The sequence below is a fragment of the Cobetia sp. cqz5-12 genome, assembly GCF_016495405.1.
Taxonomy (GTDB): Bacteria; Pseudomonadota; Gammaproteobacteria; order Pseudomonadales; family Halomonadaceae; genus Cobetia.
Genome location: NZ_CP044522.1, coordinates 740717 through 758405, shown reverse-complemented (window position 1 = coordinate 758405; position 17689 = coordinate 740717). Strand labels below are relative to the sequence as shown.

The 17689-nt window shown below is 62.1% G+C and carries 12 protein-coding genes and 6 tRNA genes; 11 read left to right on the top strand and 7 right to left on the bottom strand.

Annotation, left to right across the window (positions count from 1 at the left end):
• Positions 1 to 13 precede the first annotated feature (13 nt).
• From F8A90_RS03220 to ychF, 5 genes are all read left to right on the top strand, one after another.
• A tRNA-Gln gene (locus F8A90_RS03220) sits at positions 14 to 88 on the top strand.
• A 72-nt stretch (positions 89 to 160) separates the two neighbouring features.
• Positions 161 to 1102, top strand: a complete 942-nt coding sequence (locus F8A90_RS03215; protein WP_172978614.1) for a ribose-phosphate pyrophosphokinase — start codon at positions 161 to 163, stop codon at positions 1100 to 1102.
• A gap of 179 nt (positions 1103 to 1281) precedes the next feature.
• The gene (locus F8A90_RS03210) at positions 1282 to 1917 is read left to right on the top strand and encodes a 50S ribosomal protein L25/general stress protein Ctc (protein ID WP_166019139.1); all 636 of its coding nucleotides are present in this window, start codon (positions 1282 to 1284) and stop codon (positions 1915 to 1917) included.
• A gap of 29 nt (positions 1918 to 1946) precedes the next feature.
• Positions 1947 to 2531: an aminoacyl-tRNA hydrolase gene (gene pth, locus F8A90_RS03205; RefSeq protein ID WP_200018940.1), complete on the top strand. Its 585-nt coding sequence runs from the start codon at positions 1947 to 1949 to the stop codon at positions 2529 to 2531.
• Positions 2532 to 2829: 298 nt separating this feature from the next.
• The gene (ychF, locus tag F8A90_RS03200) at positions 2830 to 3921 is read left to right on the top strand and encodes a redox-regulated ATPase YchF (protein WP_107335448.1); all 1092 of its coding nucleotides are present in this window, start codon (positions 2830 to 2832) and stop codon (positions 3919 to 3921) included.
• Between the two features lie 131 nt (positions 3922 to 4052).
• Here the strand turns inward: ychF and F8A90_RS03195 are convergent, their stop codons facing one another.
• A complete protein-coding gene (locus F8A90_RS03195; protein WP_200018938.1) occupies positions 4053 to 4994 on the bottom strand; it encodes a LysR family transcriptional regulator in 942 nt (313 codons plus the stop codon).
• A gap of 206 nt (positions 4995 to 5200) precedes the next feature.
• On the opposite strand from F8A90_RS03195, the gene F8A90_RS03190 reads away from it, so the two are divergent.
• Together F8A90_RS03190 and F8A90_RS03185 are read left to right on the top strand one after the other, a co-directional pair.
• Positions 5201 to 6529 carry a D-amino acid dehydrogenase gene (locus tag F8A90_RS03190; RefSeq protein ID WP_200018936.1) on the top strand — a complete coding sequence of 443 codons (1329 nt, stop codon included), beginning with the start codon at positions 5201 to 5203 and terminating at the stop codon, positions 6527 to 6529.
• A gap of 147 nt (positions 6530 to 6676) precedes the next feature.
• Positions 6677 to 6753 (top strand) — tRNA-Met (locus F8A90_RS03185).
• Positions 6754 to 6987: 234 nt separating this feature from the next.
• Here F8A90_RS03185 and F8A90_RS03180 read toward each other — a convergent pair.
• The gene (locus F8A90_RS03180) at positions 6988 to 8316 is read right to left on the bottom strand and encodes a M18 family aminopeptidase (protein ID WP_200018935.1); all 1329 of its coding nucleotides are present in this window, start codon (positions 8314 to 8316) and stop codon (positions 6988 to 6990) included.
• 293 nt (positions 8317 to 8609) lie between these two features.
• Here F8A90_RS03180 and F8A90_RS03175 point away from each other — a divergent pair, with 293 nt between their 5' ends.
• A complete protein-coding gene (locus tag F8A90_RS03175; RefSeq protein WP_200018932.1) occupies positions 8610 to 10718 on the top strand; it encodes a carboxy terminal-processing peptidase in 2109 nt (702 codons plus the stop codon).
• Between the two features lie 444 nt (positions 10719 to 11162).
• Here the strand turns inward: F8A90_RS03175 and F8A90_RS03170 are convergent.
• The 5 genes from F8A90_RS03170 to F8A90_RS03150 all read right to left on the bottom strand — a co-directional run bounded on the left by F8A90_RS03170 (position 11163) and on the right by F8A90_RS03150 (position 12857).
• Positions 11163 to 11238: transfer RNA gene (locus tag F8A90_RS03170), tRNA-Asn, on the bottom strand.
• Positions 11239 to 11336: 98 nt separating this feature from the next.
• Positions 11337 to 11412: transfer RNA gene (locus F8A90_RS03165), tRNA-Asn, on the bottom strand.
• Between the two features lie 78 nt (positions 11413 to 11490).
• Positions 11491 to 11566: transfer RNA gene (locus F8A90_RS03160), tRNA-Asn, on the bottom strand.
• Between the two features lie 174 nt (positions 11567 to 11740).
• Positions 11741 to 11817, bottom strand: a tRNA-Met gene (locus F8A90_RS03155).
• Between the two features lie 86 nt (positions 11818 to 11903).
• Positions 11904 to 12857 (bottom strand): choline ABC transporter substrate-binding protein, encoded by a 954-nt coding sequence (locus F8A90_RS03150; protein WP_442778884.1) that lies wholly within the window; start codon positions 12855 to 12857, stop codon positions 11904 to 11906.
• 413 nt (positions 12858 to 13270) lie between these two features.
• On the opposite strand from F8A90_RS03150, the gene betI reads away from it, so the two are divergent.
• From betI to betA, 3 genes are all read left to right on the top strand, one after another.
• Complete coding sequence (betI, locus tag F8A90_RS03145) at positions 13271 to 13927, top strand: transcriptional regulator BetI (protein ID WP_200018930.1); 657 nt, start codon at positions 13271 to 13273, stop codon at positions 13925 to 13927.
• Positions 13920 to 15401 carry a betaine-aldehyde dehydrogenase gene (betB, locus tag F8A90_RS03140; RefSeq protein WP_200018928.1) on the top strand — a complete coding sequence of 494 codons (1482 nt, stop codon included), beginning with the start codon at positions 13920 to 13922 and terminating at the stop codon, positions 15399 to 15401. Before betI ends, betB begins: the two co-directional genes overlap by 8 nt.
• Positions 15402 to 15802: 401 nt before the next feature.
• On the top strand, positions 15803 to 17518 hold the full coding sequence (gene betA / locus F8A90_RS03135; RefSeq protein WP_200018926.1) for a choline dehydrogenase: 1716 nt from the start codon (positions 15803 to 15805) through the stop codon (positions 17516 to 17518).
• Positions 17519 to 17689: the final 171 nt, after the last annotated feature.

Sequence of the window (17689 nt, the reverse complement as noted above, 5' to 3'; positions counted from 1 at the left end):
AAGTGAACGTTGCTGGGGTATCGCCAAGTGGTAAGGCACCGGTTTCTGGTACCGACATTCCCAGGTTCGAATCCTGGTACCCCAGCCAATCCTGGCCGTTCCCGGTCAACCCGGAATTCTCCACTCCCGAGATCCCACAAGACTCCAAAGGTGGCTGCGCGTGTCAAAACTGATGGTATTCGCGGGGAATGCCAATCCCGCTCTCGCCCGCAAGGTAGCTGAAGCCCTCGATACCCGCCTGGGCCATGCAACCGTCGGTCAGTTCAGCGATGGCGAGATTGCGGTAGAAATCAACGAAAACGTCCGCGGCAAGGACGTCTTCATCATGCAGTCCACCTGCGCACCGACCAACGACAACCTGATGGAGCTGATCCTGATGGTGGACGCGTTGCGTCGTGCGTCTGCGGCGCGTATCACTGCGGTCGTTCCCTACTTCGGTTACGCCCGTCAGGACCGCCGCGTGCGCTCTGCTCGCGTGCCGATCTCGGCGAAGGTGGTCGCGGACATGATGGTCAAGGCTGGCGTCAATCGCGTCATGACCATGGACCTGCATGCCGATCAGATCCAGGGCTTCTTCGATGTGCCGGTGGACAACGTCTACGGCTCACCGATCCTGCTCGACGACATCGAACGTCAGAACTATGACAATCTGATCGTCGTCTCCCCGGATGTGGGCGGCGTGGTACGTGCCCGTGCCATCGCCAAGCAGCTCAACTGCGAGCTGGCCATCATCGACAAGCGTCGTCCCCAGGCCAACCAGGCCCAGGTGATGAACATCATCGGTGATATCAAGGACCGCACCTGTGTGCTGGTCGATGACATGATCGATACCGCCGGCACCCTGTGCAAGGCGGGCGAGGCACTCAAGGATCATGGCGCCAACCGCGTCGTGGCCTATGCGTCCCACGCGATCCTGTCCGGCCCGGCGGTCGACAACATCACCAACTCCGTCCTCGACGAAGTGGTGGTTGCCGACACCATCCCGCTGTCCGACGCCGCGCGTCGTTCCGGCAAGATCCGCCAGCTGACAGTCGCTGGCCTGATCGCCGAGGCGATCCGTCGCGTCAGCAATGAAGAATCCGTCAGCGCCATGTTCCACTGAGTCCTGTCGGCGGGCCCTGCTCGCCGCTGCTCGTGGAACAGGCACTGACAACGGCAGATGATCCGTCATCTGCCGACAAGCGGCCGGCCCGGAAATCTCCGGGCCGGCCTCATGGATCCGGTAGCGCTCTGGTCGCGGGGGCTGCCGGATTCTCATTAGACCCTTGAGGTATCTGCAAAATGAAACTGTTCAAACTGAATGCTGAAGTTCGTGAAGACCTGGGGAAAGGTGCGAGCCGCCGCCTGCGTCGTACGAACGACTTCGTGCCGGCCATCATCTACGGTGCCGACCAGGCCCCGACTCCGGTCATGATCGACAAGCCGAGCCTGTACAAGGCGGTTGACGATGAGGCGTTCTACTCCTCCATCATCACCCTGAATGTTGCGGGCAAGACCGAGAAAGTCGTCATCCGTGACCTGCAGCGTCACCCGTTCAAGCCGCTGCTGACTCACGTCGACTTCCTGCGCATCGATCCGACCCACAAACTGACCATGAACGTGCCGCTGCACATCACTGGTCAGGAAGCCTGTGTCGGTGTCAAGGACCAGGACGGCGTCCTGCACGTCCTGGCGACTGACGTCGAAATCAGCTGCCTGCCGGCCGCCCTGCCGGAATACCTGGAGCTGGACGTGTCCAAGCTGGAAGTTGGCCACACCCTGCACCTGTCCGACATCGCTCTGCCGGAAGGCGCCGAGTCCGTTGCCCTGTCCCACGGTGCCGATCACGACACCGCTGTGGTCAACGTCACTCGTCCGAACATCTCTGCTGACGCAGAAGATGCTGCTGAAGGCGAAGAAGCACCTGCTGCAGAATAACGCAGCCTGATCAAGGAGCCAGACAGCGCATGTCACGAGTGAAAGCGATCATCGGCCTCGGTAACCCGGGGAGCGAATACGAAGACACCCGTCACAATGCCGGCGTCTGGCTCCTTGACGCTCTTGCGCGCCACGGTCACACCACGTTGCGTCCGGAACGCAAGTTCCATGGCCAATACGCGAAGGTCCACTTCGCCGGTCAGGATCTGCATTTGCTGTTCCCATCGACGTTCATGAATCGCAGCGGTCAGGCCGTGGCCGCATTGTGCAACTTCTACAAGCTCGCCCCGGATGAACTGCTCGTCGCCCACGATGAGCTGGACATCGACCCCGGCACCGCCCGCTACAAGCAGGGTGGCGGCCATGGTGGTCACAACGGATTGCGCGACATCATCAGCGCACTGGGCAACGACAAATCGTTCCATCGTGCCCGCATCGGCATCGGCCACCCCGGCAATGCCAAGCTGGTGACCAACTTCGTGCTCGGACGTCCCGGCAAGGCTGAACGCCAGTCCATCGACGACGCCATCGACGAAGTGGTGATGACCCTCCCCGACGCCATCAGTGGCGAATGGGCGCGGGCCATGAATCGCCTGCATTCCTTCAAGAGCTGAACCTCTGCAACACCCGGCATCACCCCTCTCCGAATTTCGGTGATTCGCTCAGCGCATCACCTCGCTTGCGTGCGCGCGTCTCGCCACGCGATCAGCAGCAAAAGGCATCATTTGTCGCGCGACATGCGCCCAATGGATGACCTCGGCGGCATGAGGCCTTACACTTCCCGCCTGTCTTCATTCCGTGCCTGCCCACTCGTTTCCCCGCATGCCCAGTGCCCGTGCACTCAGAGCCTGCTGGTCGAGACGACTGCCAGCGCCACGCCCCATTCGATACGTCACACCAGGATCTAGCGCCATGGGTTTCAATTGCGGCATCGTCGGCCTGCCGAACGTCGGCAAGTCCACTCTCTTCAATGCACTGACCAAGTCTGGCATTGACGCCGAGAACTTCCCCTTCTGCACCATCGAGCCGAACACCGGCATCGTGCCGATGCCTGACCCTCGCCTGAACGCGCTGGCCGAGATCGTCAAGCCGGAGAAGGTGATCCCGACCACCATGGAATTCGTCGACATCGCGGGTCTGGTCGCGGGCGCTTCCAAGGGCGAAGGTCTGGGCAACAAGTTCCTGGCCAACATCCGCGAGACCGATGCCATCGCACACGTGGTGCGCTGCTTTGAGGATGACAATGTCATCCACGTCGCCAACCACGTCGATCCGGCCGCCGACATTGAAACCATCAACATCGAGCTGGCCCTGGCCGACCTCGACAGCGTCGAGCGCAGCATCCAGCGCCTGGCACGTGTCGCCAAGGGTGGCGACAAGGAAGCCATCGCCACCAAGGCCGTACTGGAGCGTATCCAGCCGCACCTGGCCGAAGGCCAGCCGCTGCGCAGCTTCGGCCTCAGCGATGACGACCTCAAGATCGTGCGTGGCTTCGGCTTCCTGACCCTCAAGCCGACCATGTACATCGCCAACGTCAGCGAGGAGGGCTTCGAGAACAATCCCTACCTCGATATCGTGCGTGGCATCGCTGCCAATGAAGGCGCCAGCGTCGTGCCGGTGTGCAACAAGATCGAAGCCGAGATCGCCGAGCTGGACGAGGAAGAGCGCGAGATGTTCCTCGACGAGCTGGGCATGGAAGAGCCGGGCCTGGATCGCGTCATCCGTGCCGGTTACGAGCTGCTGGGCCTGCAGACCTACTTCACCGCTGGCGTGAAGGAAGTGCGTGCCTGGACCGTCAAGATCGGCGCTACCGCACCGGAAGGCGCCGGCGTCATCCACACCGACTTCCAGAAAGGCTTCATTCGCGCCGAAGTCATCTCCTATGACGACTTCATCGCCTACAAGGGCGAGCAAGGTGCCAAGGATGCCGGGAAGTGGCGCCTGGAAGGCAAGGACTACATCCTCAAGGATGGCGACGTGGTGCACTATCGCTTCAATGTCTGAGGCCTCGGGCGCAGTCAGTGCCTGGTGAGCCAGCCTGAAAGCGTCTGATGCTGCATAAAACGCCCCTGATCTCCCACGAGGTCAGGGGCGTTCTGCGTTCTCATCATGCGAACACCATTCACCAGCCTTGTTCATGCTTCGAACACTGGCACTTCCAGCCATTGCGCGGCCTGTCTGGCGAGCTGGTCTGCCAGCGACTGCGCCAGCCGCGAGCGACCCGCCTCGCGTCGCCACACGGCGCTCAACTCCAGCTCACCCGCCTGGGGCAACTGACGCGCGCTCAAGCCACGCTCCCTGATGGCGGCATGCGCCGTGAGCGCATCGACCACCGCCAGCCCCTCCCCCGCCTGAACCAGCGCCGCCGCCAGTGGATAGGTCTGCACTCGTGTCACGATGCGCGGTGAAGATGGCAAAGCGCTTGAAGCTTCCTGCGCCACGCGCGCCAGCAAACCATCGAGTCGCCGCGCCAGCGGGTCGTGCGCCCCCAGCGCGATCAGGCGCTGACCGGCGAGTTCCGCCACCGTCATCGGCGCTTGCTGACAGTCCTGTGCCCAATACCCCTCAGGCGCGAGCACCAGGAGCGGCATGCGCACCAGCGGGCGCGTCATCAGCGCAGGATGCGTCGGCGCACTCAGCGTGAAGGCGATATCGACCTCATGCAGCAGCAGAGCATCGACGATCTCGCGGGTATGCTGGGTCGCCAGCTCACAGCTGACTCGCGGCTGACGCCGGCGCCACTGCCCCAGCGCCTGCGGCAGCAATTGCTGGGCGATGGCAGGCGTTGCCACCACCTTGAGCGTGCGTGCCTCGCCCTCACGCAAGCCATCGACCAGCCGCCTCACATCGTCCAGCTGCCCCAGCATTCCCTGGCTGGCCGCCTCCAGCTTGCGCGCCTCCTCGGTAGGATGAAGCTGCCCTGCACTGCGCGTGAACAGTGTAATGCCCCACTGCCGCTCGACCTGCTGCAACGCCTTGCTCGCCGCCGGCTGGGAGATATGCAGCAACCGCGCCGCACCGGTCACGCTGCCGGCCTGCAGGACGGCGTGAAAGATCTCCAGATCCCTGAGCCGCATGCGCTATCTCCCTGTCCGATTGTCTAGAAGGCTAACTTGAGAGCTTGCTTGAGGGTTCACTTGAGGGCGCACTTCAGCGCCCGCGCATCAGGTTACCCCATAACCTCGGGTTATGGGGCGGCACATCCTTTTCATTCGCCACTCACGCCAGCGACCGGCAAGCTCGAGCACAACGAAACACGACCTTCGCGACCCGGGAGCCCAGCATGCAACACCACGTGACCGTCATCGGAGGCGGCGTGATCGGCCTCGCCAGTGCCCATGCCCTGGTGCGCGCCGGCCACTGCGTGACTCTGATCGATGCCCATGCCGAGGTCGCCAGCGAGACCAGCCACGCCAATGGCGGCCAGCTGAGCTATCGCTATGTGGCGCCACTGGCCGATGACGGCGTGCCCCGTCAGGCCATCAAGTGGTTGCTGGCAGGCAATGAAGCACCACTGAAACTGCGCCCGCGGCTTTCCTCCGCACAATGGCGCTGGATGGCCCGCTTTCTGGCCGCCTGCAATCACCGTACCCATCAGGCCAGCGCAGCGCAGATGCTCTCACTGGCGCTGCACAGCCAGCAGGTGATGGCAGAGTGGCGCACACGGGATGTCCTCGATGACTTCGCCTGGCAGCAGCGCGGCAAGCTGGTGATCCATCGTGAACAGGCGACGCTCGACAAGGCAGCCGCGGCGCGCGTCGCCCCACAGGACCAACAGGTACTTGATGCACGTCAATGCATCGCGCTGGAGCCCTCACTGGCCCACCAGCAAGCCCATCTGTCCGGTGGCATCTTCAGCGCCTCGGATGAGACGGCGGATTGCCATGCCTTCTGCCAGGCGCTGGAGCGCAAGCTGCAGGCCTCCGGGCGCTACACGCGCCTCGCCAACACGCGCGTTGCCCCGCTGAGCGCACACAATGGACGCATCGCGCAGCTCGAGCTCAGACACCTTGATGGCCGCCGAGAATGCCTTGCCGTCGAAGAGGTCGTCATCGCGGCCGGCAATCACTCAAGTGAGCTGGTGAAGCCATTGGGCATCCGCCTCCCCCTGCAACCCCTCAAGGGCTATAGCCTCACCTTGGCGCTGGCAGCGGACATTCCACAAGCAGCCTCCCCGCGTATCAGCGTCACCGACTCGGCACGCAAGGTGGTCTATGCCGATCTGGAGTCGTCGGCATCGCGCCGGCTGCGCGTCGCGGCGATGGTGGATATCGGTCAGCGGGAACGCGACAGCTTCCACCCCGAACTGGATGCGCAACGCATTGCCGCCCTGCGCAAGCTGGCCAGCGACACCTTCCCCGAAGCCGGCGATTTCGCGCAGGCTACCCCCTGGGCCGGGCTGCGCCCCAGCACGCCCAAGGGGCCGCCTATCCTTGGCCGCCCTCGGCAAGCGGGCAGCCCGGACAATCTGTGGCTCAACGTCGGCCATGGCAGTCTTGGCTTCACGCTGGCCTGCGCCAGTGGCGACCTCATCGCACGCGCCATCTCGCGAGAGGCTCTGCCTGGCACTCTCACTGGCGAACTCACCGAGACCCTCGGCGATGCTCTCTGAGACGCTCTCCGCGATGGTCTCTGCAAAAACCTCTCTTATGCCCTCGCTGCGTGGCCTGAGCGCTAGCCTGATGAATTCTCTGCCACTTTTTCGCACTGATACATTGACAACATCACGGACAATCCGTAATATTCGCCTCCGTTGGACGGCTACATAGCTCAGCTGGTTAGAGCACATCACTCATAATGATGGGGTCCCCTGTTCAAATCAGGGTGTAGCCACCAACCGAGATTCGAAAGGCCTGACTGCTTGCAGTCAGGCCTTTTTCGTTGCGCGCGTTCTGCGCCGAAACCTTGATCGGACTCCACTCACACCTCGCGTATCCGACACCCTGCTCCGCAGCCCTCGAACCAGAACCCGAGCATCAAAAAGGGCGGCCCACAGGCCGCCCTTTTTGATGCTCGTCTTTATACGATATTACGATACGCGCCCGCTATCTCAGCACAATCCGGCTCGACTCAGTCCAGCTGCTCACGATTGCAGAATGCCACCAGCACCTTGATCAGCATGGCAACATCGGCACTGCCGGACGTCTCACGAATCGAGTGCATGCCCCATTGCGGCAGCCCGACATCCAGAGTCGGCACCCCCACCTCGCTGGCGGTGATCGGCCCGATGGTGCTGCCACAGCCCATGTCGGCGCGACTGACGAAAGTCTGCACCGGCACATCCTGCTCACGACACAGCTCACGGAACAGTCCGGCCGTGGTGCTGTTGGTGGCGTAACGCTGATTGGCATTGACCTTGATGACCGGGCCGGCATTCAACTTCGGCCCATGCCCCGCATCATGCTTGTCCGCAAAATTGGGGTGCACGGCGTGGGCATTATCGCAAGAAATCATCAAGGAGCGCTGTACGAGGCACTGATAGCCTTCTTCGCTGTCCAAGCCGACGTAGTGATTGATGCGCTTGAGCACATCGGCCAGGAAGGGGCCCTGGGCACCGCAGGCACTGGCACTGCCGACTTCCTCGTGATCAGTGGCAACGAACAGCGAGCCCTGGCTGCCATCGGCCTCCAGCAGCGCCTCGAGACCGACGAAGCAGGACAGCAGATTGTCGAGGCGCGCACTGGTGATCAACTCACCTTTCAGCCCCGACTGCGCCGCCGGCTGCAGATCATGCAACCCCAGCTCGAAGTCGACGATATCCGCGACCCGCACGCCGTGCTGCTCCTCGATCAGATCGGTCAACAGCGCATTGAAGACCTTTGCGGGCGTACCGGCCTCGTCCCCCAGCTGCATGACCACGGCAGACATCTGGGTCTGGGCATTGATGGCACGCCCGTTGTTGACGTCACGATCCAGATGGATCGCCAGGCTCGGCACACAGGCAAATGGGCGCATGACCGTCAGCAGCAGCGCCTCGCGACGACCGTCCGCATGCCGCACCTGGACACGGCCCGCAAGCCCCAGATCGCGATCGAACCAGGTGCTCAGCAGCACGCCGCCATAGGTCTCGACGCCCAGCGTCAACCAGCCCTGACTGGCCTGTGCCGGATTGGGCTTCAGGCGCAGACAGGGCGAATCGGTGTGCGCCCCGATCATCCGAAGCGAGCTCAGCGACGTATCACCTTTCGGGAGCTGAAAGGCGATCAATGAGGAATCATTGCGCGTGACATAGGCGCGCTCACCGGGCGCCAACTGCCAGGAAGACGTCTCGCTGAGGCGGCGATAGCCCGCCTGTTCAAGACGCTGCGCCATGGAAGCCGTCGCATGCCACGGCGTGGGAGAAGAAGACAGGAAGTCGAGCAGTGCAGGAACGCGGGAATCCGCAATCGCATGAGTCATGATGGCGTCTGGTCCTCGAAGATATATGCAAGGCACTGTATAAGAAGAAACATGATGGGGAAAACCTGTGACGCCCCTCCGACGGCACGATTGCCATCCAGTCACCGCTCAGCGGGGCGTCCAAAAGCGCGACATGCCAGCCAAAGCCCTGCGCTGACAGAGTTTTCACAACCCCAACGCATCAACGCCAGACAACTGTGTATGGTGCGTGAGACTGCTACAATGCCCGCTCGACCCCCTGCGGGGAGGTCGTTCAGGGAGCAGAGTGTACATGAATCGGGAGTGCTTCATTGATGAGCCTGTTCGCAAACGTCCGGCGCACGGCATTCGTTGCCCTGTGTCTTGCCATGGCCGGCCCTGCCAGTGCCGCGGTCACCCCTACTGACGCCGATGCACAGGCTGCTCGCGAAGTTGCCGAGTCTTTGCGCTATGGGCATTACGAAGATGTGACCCTGGATGACCACTGGGCCAACCGCGCCTTTACGCAATACCTCAAGACTCTCGACCCCCAGAAAGCCTATCTGCTGGATGCGGACATCAGCGAGTTCAGCGACCTGCGTCACGATTTCGACGACGCCATGGTCGATGGTGATCTCGAACGCATCTATGGCCTCTACGAGCGCTATCAGCAGCGCCTTACCGCACGCCTCACCTGGCTGGTGAAGACGCTGGACGCCAAGCCGAGCTTCGATTTCGACAAGGATGATCGCCTGGCGCTGGACCGCAAGGACAGCCCGTGGGCCGACAGCGAGCAGGAGCTCGACGAGCTGTGGCGCAAGCGCCTCAAGAACGCCTGGCTGTCGATGTCGCTGTCCGACAAGAGCGATGACGAGATCGCCAAGACGCTCAGCGAGCGCTATTCCAACCAGCTCAAGCGCATCAAGCAGACCAACGATGAGGATATCCTGACGCTGGTGATGCATGCCGTGACCGGCAGCATCGACCCGCACAGCGAATACTTCTCGCCGCGCCAGGGCGAATCCTTCGATATCCAGATGAAGCTGTCACTGGACGGCATCGGCGCCCTGCTGCAATCCGAAGGCGAATACGTCAAGGTCTCGAGCCTCGTACCCGGCGGCCCTGCCGAGAAGGATGGCGAGCTCAAGCCGGCCGATCGCATCGTGGCCGTCGGCCAGGGTCAGGGCGACAGCGAGTGGACCAACGTGGTCGGCATGCGCCTGGATGACGTCGTGGACCTGATCCGCGGCCCGAAGGGCTCCGTCGTGCGCCTGGAAGTGATTCCGGCCCAGTCGCTGGATGTCACCAAGACGCGTGAACTGGATATCACCCGCGACACCGTCAAGCTTGAGGACCAGGCCGCCAATGCCAAGGTCATCGACGTCAAGCGCGATGACGGCGTCCACAGGATCGGTGTCATTCACGTGCCCGCCTTCTATGTCGACTTCGATGCCTGGCAGGCCGGTGAAGACGACTATCGCAGCACCACCCGCGACGTGGCGCGCCTGATCGACGAACTGAAGGCCAAGCAGGTGGAAGGCATCATTCTCGATCTGCGCAACAACGGTGGCGGTGCCCTGCAGGAAGCCAACTCGATGATCGGCCTGTTCATCGATCGCGGCCCCACCGTGCAGGTGCGCGACGCACGCGGCCGTATCAGCCTCTACGGCGATACCGATGCCGGCACCCACTATGACGGCCCGCTGACCGTGCTGGTCAACCGCCTCTCGGCCTCGGCATCCGAAATCTTCGCCGGCGCGATCCAGGACTACGGCCGCGGCCCGATTCTCGGCAGCCAGACCTTCGGCAAGGGGACGGTGCAGACCATCTCCTCGCTGAGCGAAGGCGAGATCAAGCTGACCCGCGCCAAGTTCTATCGCATCTCCGGCGACTCGACCCAGAACAAGGGCGTCAAGCCGGACATCGCCTTCCCAAGCGTCATCGACCCGCAGGAGATCGGCGAATCCAGCCTCGACTACGCACTGCCCTGGGATCAGGTACGCCCGGTGAAGTATCGCCGCTACGGTGATCCGGCACGCTATCTAGCCGCATTGCGCGCCCGCCATCAGAGCCGCGTCGAGCAAGAGCCCAACTTCAGCTATCTGAAGAGCGAAGTCGCGCTGTCAAAGGCACTGCGCGCGCAGCAGACCAGCATCAGCCTCAATCGTGAGCAGCGCAAACGCGAGATGGATGCCCAGGAAGCCGAGCAGCTGGCACTGGAAAACAAGCGCCGTCGCGCACTCAATCTCGAGCCACTGGCAAGCTTTGCCGAACTCGATGCTGCCAGCGACCATATCTCTTCTCCAGAGAGCGACCTGGAGCAGGAAGCCGATCTCGAAGAAGGCAGCAGCGACAAGGAAGCCAAGGACCCGATCGATCAGGCCCAGCTTCAGGAAAGTGCCGAGATCCTGCTCGACTACGCCCACCTCACCGGGGATCGCTAGACTCTCGTGACTCACACCACGACCGCCGCCTGATGGATACGGTCGACCGCCAAGGCCCCTGCTCTCACGCAACACCGAGCGCAGGGGCTTTTTCATGCCACCAAGAGAGCCTGTAGCACGCAGCATCACGGCCGCGCGAGGCAGCAACGCGTGCATAACAACACACAGGCAGCAACGCATACGCAGCAACGACAAGACAGAAAACGTAGCAGCAGAAACGAAATGGCATGTATCGCAGCGCCAGGCAGCTGCCGCGCAGAGGATGACAGCAGAATGCTGGCGACGCGGGAACACGCTCTCGAGACAGAACGCACGAAATGCCGAAGCAGGATACGTAGCAGGAGCAGACTGGCGAGCAGGGCTGGCGAACGGAACCAACAGGCAATGCTCAGACAGCGGTGGTGCGACCAACGGAGAACACGAGGGGAAGCAGGGAAGTGATATTGGCTCCTCGAACAGGACTCGAACCTGTGACCCAATGATTAACAGTCATTTGCTCTACCAACTGAGCTATCGAGGAACAACAAAAATATCGATCGATATCAGGGCGATATCGAAGCTGACGACGAGAAATTCATCTATCAGCGTCATTTCCGGCATTGGCAGGAAGCCTTGGATTGGCTCCTCGAACAGGACTCGAACCTGTGACCCAATGATTAACAGTCATTTGCTCTACCAACTGAGCTATCGAGGAACGACCGGAAATCCATCTGTCAGTGACATCATCATGGATGCTATCAGGCCGACATTTCAAGCATGCTGCATGTGCTATTGGCTCCTCGAACAGGACTCGAACCTGTGACCCAATGATTAACAGTCATTTGCTCTACCAACTGAGCTATCGAGGAACAACCTTGAACACGCGACGAATTATACGGAAATACTCAATGGCGTCAACCACCTTCGGCCATTCAGACCACCGCAGAACTCGCTCGATTCCTCCTGCCGGATCCACCTCCGAAAGCGCACGAAGCGACATCCAGATGTGACAAGGCCCGCACGGATGCAGGCCTTGGAATCACTGGTGGCTACACCCTGATTTGAACAGGGGACCCCATCATTATGAGTGATGTGCTCTAACCAGCTGAGCTATGTAGCCACACGACGAGGCGTATATTGCAGGTCAGGCTGCTGAATTGCAAGCACTTTTTATCAAAAGCCCAACAGGCGAGCCCGACGGGCCGATCAGATACCCAGCGAGGTCTTCACCGCGGCAAGGCCAGGCTCGCCCTCCACGGTCTCGACTCCCTTGAGCCAGGCCTCCAGCACCTGCGGGTTCTGCTTGAGCCAACTGGCCGCCGCGTCATCCGGATCTTCGCCGCCATCCATGATGTCGCCCATCAGCTGGTTTTCCATCTCCAGGGTGAACTCGAGATTGGAAAGCAGGGCCCCGACGTTGGTGCATGCCTCGCTGTAGCCCGCGCGGGTATTGGTATATACCGTCGCCCCCCCCAGATTCGGCCCGAAGTAATCATCGGCCCCTTCCAGATAGCCCATCTCGAAGCGGGTATTCATCGGGTGCGGTTCCCAGCCGAGAAACACGACCCACTCCTTGGCGGCAATCTTCGACTTCACTTCCGCCAGCATGCCGGCTTCCGAGGAGTCGATCATCTCGAACTCGCCCATGCCGAAGGCATCGTCATCAATCATGTCGGCAATGATCATGTTGCCGTCGTTGCCCGCCTCTATTCCGTAGATGCGACCATCGAACTTCTCGAGGTTGTCGGCAAGGTCCGCCACCGAGGTCACGCCGGCATCCAGTACATACTGCGGCACCGCCAGGGTGTATTTCGCGCCCTGGAGATTGGCGCGCGGGCGATCGACCTGCCCCTTGTCGATGTAAGGGTCACTGATGGAGGCCATCGACGGCATCCAGTTGCCCAGGAAGACATCGAAATCATCATTCTTCATGCCGGCATAGGCGATCGGCACCGAGATGGTGTCAGAGGTCGTTTCATAGCCCAGCCCCTCCAGCACGGCACGCGTCAGGGCGGTGGTGGCCGTGATGTCCGTCCAGCCGACTTCGGCGAAACGTACCGTGCGACATTCCTCCGACACGGCGGCCTGGGCCTGATTCACCATGACCGGCACGGCGATGACGCCCAGTGCCAACAGCACCTTACCAGGTGATCGTTTCATGCTAACCCCTTGTTTTATTGTTCGTTGTCATTCAACTCTCGAGCGTCGGTGCAACGTTCAACCTACGTTGAGATCGACATGCTGCCCCTCCTTGTTCTACCGCACTGTAACGCTTTTACCAACCGGCCCCGTCAACCCACTGACTTTCACGCCCGCCTGTCGCTACCCGCTACCTGCCCTCGATGACTCGCCCGTCTGTCCTTTTGATTCTCCTGTGACTGCCTCCTGCCTGCCCCGCCTTGCCTCAACTTGACGCATCGAGAATCAGCCTCTACACTTTTTGTTAATTGAACGTTCAATAAAAACTTTTCACACGACAGCATGGTGCAGCGCTCGCGGCAAACCGGTGATGATCCAGTACCATGGCCACACCCAGTGTCACACCGACCCGATAAACGAAAAGGACTCCGTTGATGCCCAAAGTGGGAATGGAACCTATCCGCCGCCGCCAGTTGATCCAGGCCACCATGCAAGCCATCGATGAGGCAGGACTCGCCGACGCGACCGTGGCCCGCATTGCCCGTCACGCAGGCGTGTCCACCGGTATCATCAGCCACTATTTCGGCGGCAAGGATGGCTTGATGGAAGCCACCATGCGCCAGATTCTCACTGACCTGCGCAGCGCCGTCAGTGAGCGTCGCGCCGCACTGGCCGACGACGACGTCCGCAGCCATCTGCGCGCGGTGATCGACGGCAACTTTGACCGCAGCCAGGTCAGTCAGAGCGTGTCCAAGACCTGGCTGGCCTTCTGGGCCTCCAGCATGCACCGCATTCCGCTGGAACGCCTGCAGCGGGTCAACGACAGGCGCCTGATCTCCAATCTGTGTGCGCTCTTCCGCCGCTGCATGCCGCTGAACGAGGCACGTGATGCCGCGGCAGGACTGGCCGCATTGATCGACGGCCTGTGGTTGCGCGGTACGCTGGACCCGACCGGCCTCGATGTCGAGCGCGCACGCCGCCTCGCCTACGAATACGCTGACTACCAGCTGACACGTCACATGGCAGTATCCCTGAACGCGACAGACTCCCCCACTTCCCCTGAACCCAGTAAGGAGCGCACGCATGGCTAACGGCAACGCAAGCTTCCCGACCCAGACCCTCTACATCGGTGGCCGTCGGGTCGAGGCTACCTCCGGCGAGACCTTCGAGACCGTCAACCCGGCCACCGGCGAAGTCATCGCCGAGATCCAGCAGGCCAGCGGTGCCGACGTCGATACCGCCGTCGAAAGCGCCCTGCAGGGGCAGAAGGTGTGGGCCGCGATGACCGGCATGGAGCGTTCACGCATCCTGCGTCGCGCCGTGGACCTGCTGCGCGAGCGCAACGACGAACTGGCGCTGCTCGAGACTCTCGACACCGGCAAGCCGCTGTCCGAGACCGAAGCGGTCGACATCGTCACCGGTGCCGATGCACTCGAGTACTACGCGGGCCTCGCGCCGGCCATCGAAGGCAGCCAGATGCCGCTGCGTCAGGAAGCCTTCGTCTATACCCGCAAGGAGCCGCTGGGCGTCATCGGTGCCATCGGTGCCTGGAACTACCCGATCCAGATCGCCTGCTGGAAGTCTGCCCCGGCCCTCGCTGCCGGCAACGCCATGGTCTTCAAGCCCAGCGAAGTCACGCCGCTGAGCGCACTGAAGCTGGCCGAGATCTTCACCGAAGCCGGCCTGCCGGACGGCGTGTTCAACGTCGTGCAGGGCGATGCCCGCGTCGGCGTGATGCTCACCGAGCACCCGGATATCGCCAAGATCTCCTTCACCGGGGAAGCCGGTACCGGCAAGAAGGTCATGTCCGCGTCCGCCTCTTCCAGCCTCAAGGAAGTCACCATGGAGCTGGGTGGCAAGTCCCCGCTGCTGGTGTTCGCGGATTCCGACCTCGACCGTGCCGCCGACGGCGCCATGATGGCCAACTTCTACAGCTCCGGTCAGGTGTGCACCAACGGTACCCGCGTGTTCGTCGAAGCCAGCGTCAAGGCTGAATTCGAGGCGAAGATCGTCGAGCGCGTCGCGCGCATCAAGGCCGGCGACCCGCAGGACCGCGCCACTACCTTCGGTCCGCTGGTCAGCTTCGAGCACCTGGACAAGGTCGTCTCCTATCTGGAGATCGCCAAGCAGGACGGCGCACGTCTGCTGGTCGGCGGCGAGCGCATGAACGAAGGCGACTTCGCCAAGGGCGCCTGGGTCGCGCCGACCGTCTACACCGACTGCAGCGATGACATGCGCATCGTGCAGGAAGAGATCTTCGGTCCGGTGATGTCCATCCTGTCCTTCGACAGCGAAGAGGAAGTCATCCGTCGTGCCAACGACACCACCTATGGCCTGGCGGCTGGCCTGTTCACCGAAAGCCTGAACCGCGCGCATCGCGTGATCCACCAGCTCGAAGCCGGTATCTGCTGGGTCAACACCTGGGGCGAGTCGCCGTCCGAAATGCCGGTCGGCGGCTACAAGCAGTCCGGTATCGGTCGCGAGAACGGTGTCGAGACGCTGTCTCACTACACCCAGACCAAGTCCGTGCTGATCGAGATGGGCCCGTTCGAGTCCGCCTTCTGAGCCATCACTGGTCACAAGGCCTGATGACAGCAGTACCCTCTGGCGCCAGAGGCTGAAGTACCGGAACTCAAGACCGGGCTTCAAGACCGGGTTTCAAGGCCGGGTTTCAAGACCAAACCCCAAGCACCGGACCTCAAGTACGACAACGCGCCAGATGCCCCACCTGCCGGCATGTCGAACACTCGCCATGCCGGCTGCACGCCGCGTCGCTCGCCAGAGCCGCGCGCAGTGCCCGAATTCCGATGAGTCGTTGAGCTTCCGATGGCAGCTTGCTGTCATGCGGTGCCCCGACGACTCTTCACAGACACATCACCGTATCCATCCGCCCGGCAGTGGCCACCCCTCGTCGTCGACGGGGCGTCCTGCGCCCGCATGTGGCATCTGATACGAAAGGAGATTTCATGAGCCAATTCGAGCGTGAATACGACTACGTCATCATCGGTGCCGGCAGTGCCGGCAACGTGCTGGCCACCCGCCTGAGCGAAGATTCCGACGTCAGCGTGCTGTTGCTGGAAGCCGGTGGCCGCGACCACCGCTTCGACTTCCGTACCCAGATGCCCGCCGCCCTGGCCTACCCGCTGCAGGGACAGCGCTACAACTGGGACTTCAAGACCGATCCCGAGCCACACATGAACAACCGTCGCATGGAATGTGGCCGCGGCAAGGGTCTGGGTGGCTCCTCGTTGATCAACGGCATGTGCTACATCCGCGGCAACGCGCTGGATTACGACAACTGGGCCAAGGACCCCATCCTGGCCGACTGGAACTATCGTGAGTGCCTGCCCTACTTCCGCAAGTGCGAGACGCGCGATATCGGCCCGAATGACTACCATGGCGGCGACGGCCCGGTGTCGGTCACCACGCCCAAGCAGGACAACAACGAGCTCTATCACGCCTTCATCGCGGCAGGCATCGAGGCGGGCTATCCGGCCACCGAAGACGTCAACGGCTACCAGCAGGAAGGCTTCGGCCCGATGGACCGCTTCGTGACAAAGGAAGGCCGTCGCGCCTCCACCGCGCGCGGCTATCTGGATACCGCCAAGAAGCGCTCCAACGTGACCATCGAGACACGTGCCACTACCGACGTCATCCTGTTCGAGGGCAAGACGGCGGTCGGCGTGAAGTATGAGCGCAAGGGTCAGGACCACCGCGTGCGTGCGCGCAAGGAAGTGCTGCTGTGCGCTGGCGCCATCGCCTCGCCGCAGATCCTGCAGCGCTCCGGCGTCGGCAATCGTGAGCACCTCGAGCCGCTGGGCGTGAAGATGGTCCACCACCTGCCGGGCGTGGGCGAGAACCTGCAGGATCACCTCGAGCTCTACATCCAATACGAGTGCACCAAGCCGATCTCGCTCTACCCGTCCCTCAAGTGGTACAACCAACCGCCCATCGGCCTGGAGTGGATGCTCAAGGGGACTGGAGTGGGTGCCAGCAACCAGTTCGAGGCTGCCGGTTTCATTCGCAGCGATGCCAGCGAGGCCTGGCCGAACCTGCAGTATCACTTCCTGCCGATCGCGATCAGCTACAACGGCAAGAGTGCGGTGCAGGGCCACGGCTTCCAGGCACACGTCGGCTCCATGCGCTCCCAGAGCAAGGGCCGCGTTCGCCTGACCTCACTCGATCCCAAGGCCGCGCCGTCGATCTTCTTCAACTACATGGCCGAGGAGCGTGACTGGGAAGAGTTCCGCGCCGCCATTCGCCTGACTCGCGAGATCATCGCTCAGCCGGCACTGGACGATTACCGTGGCCGCGAACTGGCACCGGGCGCTGACGTCCAGACGGATGAGCAGCTTGATGAATACGTGCGCAATCACGCCGAGACGGCCTACCACCCATGCGGTAGCTGCCGCATGGGCAGTGACGAGACTTCGGTGGTCGATGGTGCCGGTCGCGTGCATGGTCTCGACAACCTGCGCGTCGTCGATGCCTCGCTGTTCCCGGTCATCCCCACCGGCAACCTGAACGCGCCGACGATCATGCTGGCGGAGAAGATGGCTGACAAGATTCGCGGCCGCGCGCCGTTGCCGCCGTCCGACGCCGACTACTTCGTGGTCGAGCCGGGCACACCGGCCAAGCAGCCCGCCAAGCGCAAGATCGACTCTGCTCCGATAAATGGTTGAGCTCCGATCAATGGCTGAGCACTGATCAATGACTGAGCACTGATCAACGCCAGAGCCAGTGCGAGTCAACGCCTGAGACAGGTAGTCTGACCTCACGCACGCAAGCGTTATCGATCGTCCAAGGCCCCGCATTGCGGGGCCTTTTTCATGCCTGTCAGACAGCTTTCACTC

What these genes read in the sequence shown, in the direction of transcription:
- F8A90_RS03210 (WP_166019139.1), top strand. Translation starts at nt 1,282, where the DNA reads ATGAAACTGTTCAAACTGAATGCTGAAGTTCGTGAAGACCTGGGGAAA.
- pth (WP_200018940.1), top strand. Translation starts at nt 1,947, where the DNA reads ATGTCACGAGTGAAAGCGATCATCGGCCTCGGTAACCCGGGGAGCGAA.
- ychF (WP_107335448.1), top strand. Translation starts at nt 2,830, where the DNA reads ATGGGTTTCAATTGCGGCATCGTCGGCCTGCCGAACGTCGGCAAGTCC.
- F8A90_RS03195 (WP_200018938.1), bottom strand. Translation starts at nt 4,994, where the DNA reads ATGCGGCTCAGGGATCTGGAGATCTTTCACGCCGTCCTGCAGGCCGGC.
- F8A90_RS03190 (WP_200018936.1), top strand. Translation starts at nt 5,201, where the DNA reads ATGCAACACCACGTGACCGTCATCGGAGGCGGCGTGATCGGCCTCGCC.
- F8A90_RS03180 (WP_200018935.1), bottom strand. Translation starts at nt 8,316, where the DNA reads ATGACTCATGCGATTGCGGATTCCCGCGTTCCTGCACTGCTCGACTTC.
- F8A90_RS03175 (WP_200018932.1), top strand. Translation starts at nt 8,610, where the DNA reads ATGAGCCTGTTCGCAAACGTCCGGCGCACGGCATTCGTTGCCCTGTGT.
- F8A90_RS03150 (WP_442778884.1), bottom strand. Translation starts at nt 12,857, where the DNA reads ATGAAACGATCACCTGGTAAGGTGCTGTTGGCACTGGGCGTCATCGCC.
- betI (WP_200018930.1), top strand. Translation starts at nt 13,271, where the DNA reads ATGCCCAAAGTGGGAATGGAACCTATCCGCCGCCGCCAGTTGATCCAG.
- betB (WP_200018928.1), top strand. Translation starts at nt 13,920, where the DNA reads ATGGCTAACGGCAACGCAAGCTTCCCGACCCAGACCCTCTACATCGGT.
- betA (WP_200018926.1), top strand. Translation starts at nt 15,803, where the DNA reads ATGAGCCAATTCGAGCGTGAATACGACTACGTCATCATCGGTGCCGGC.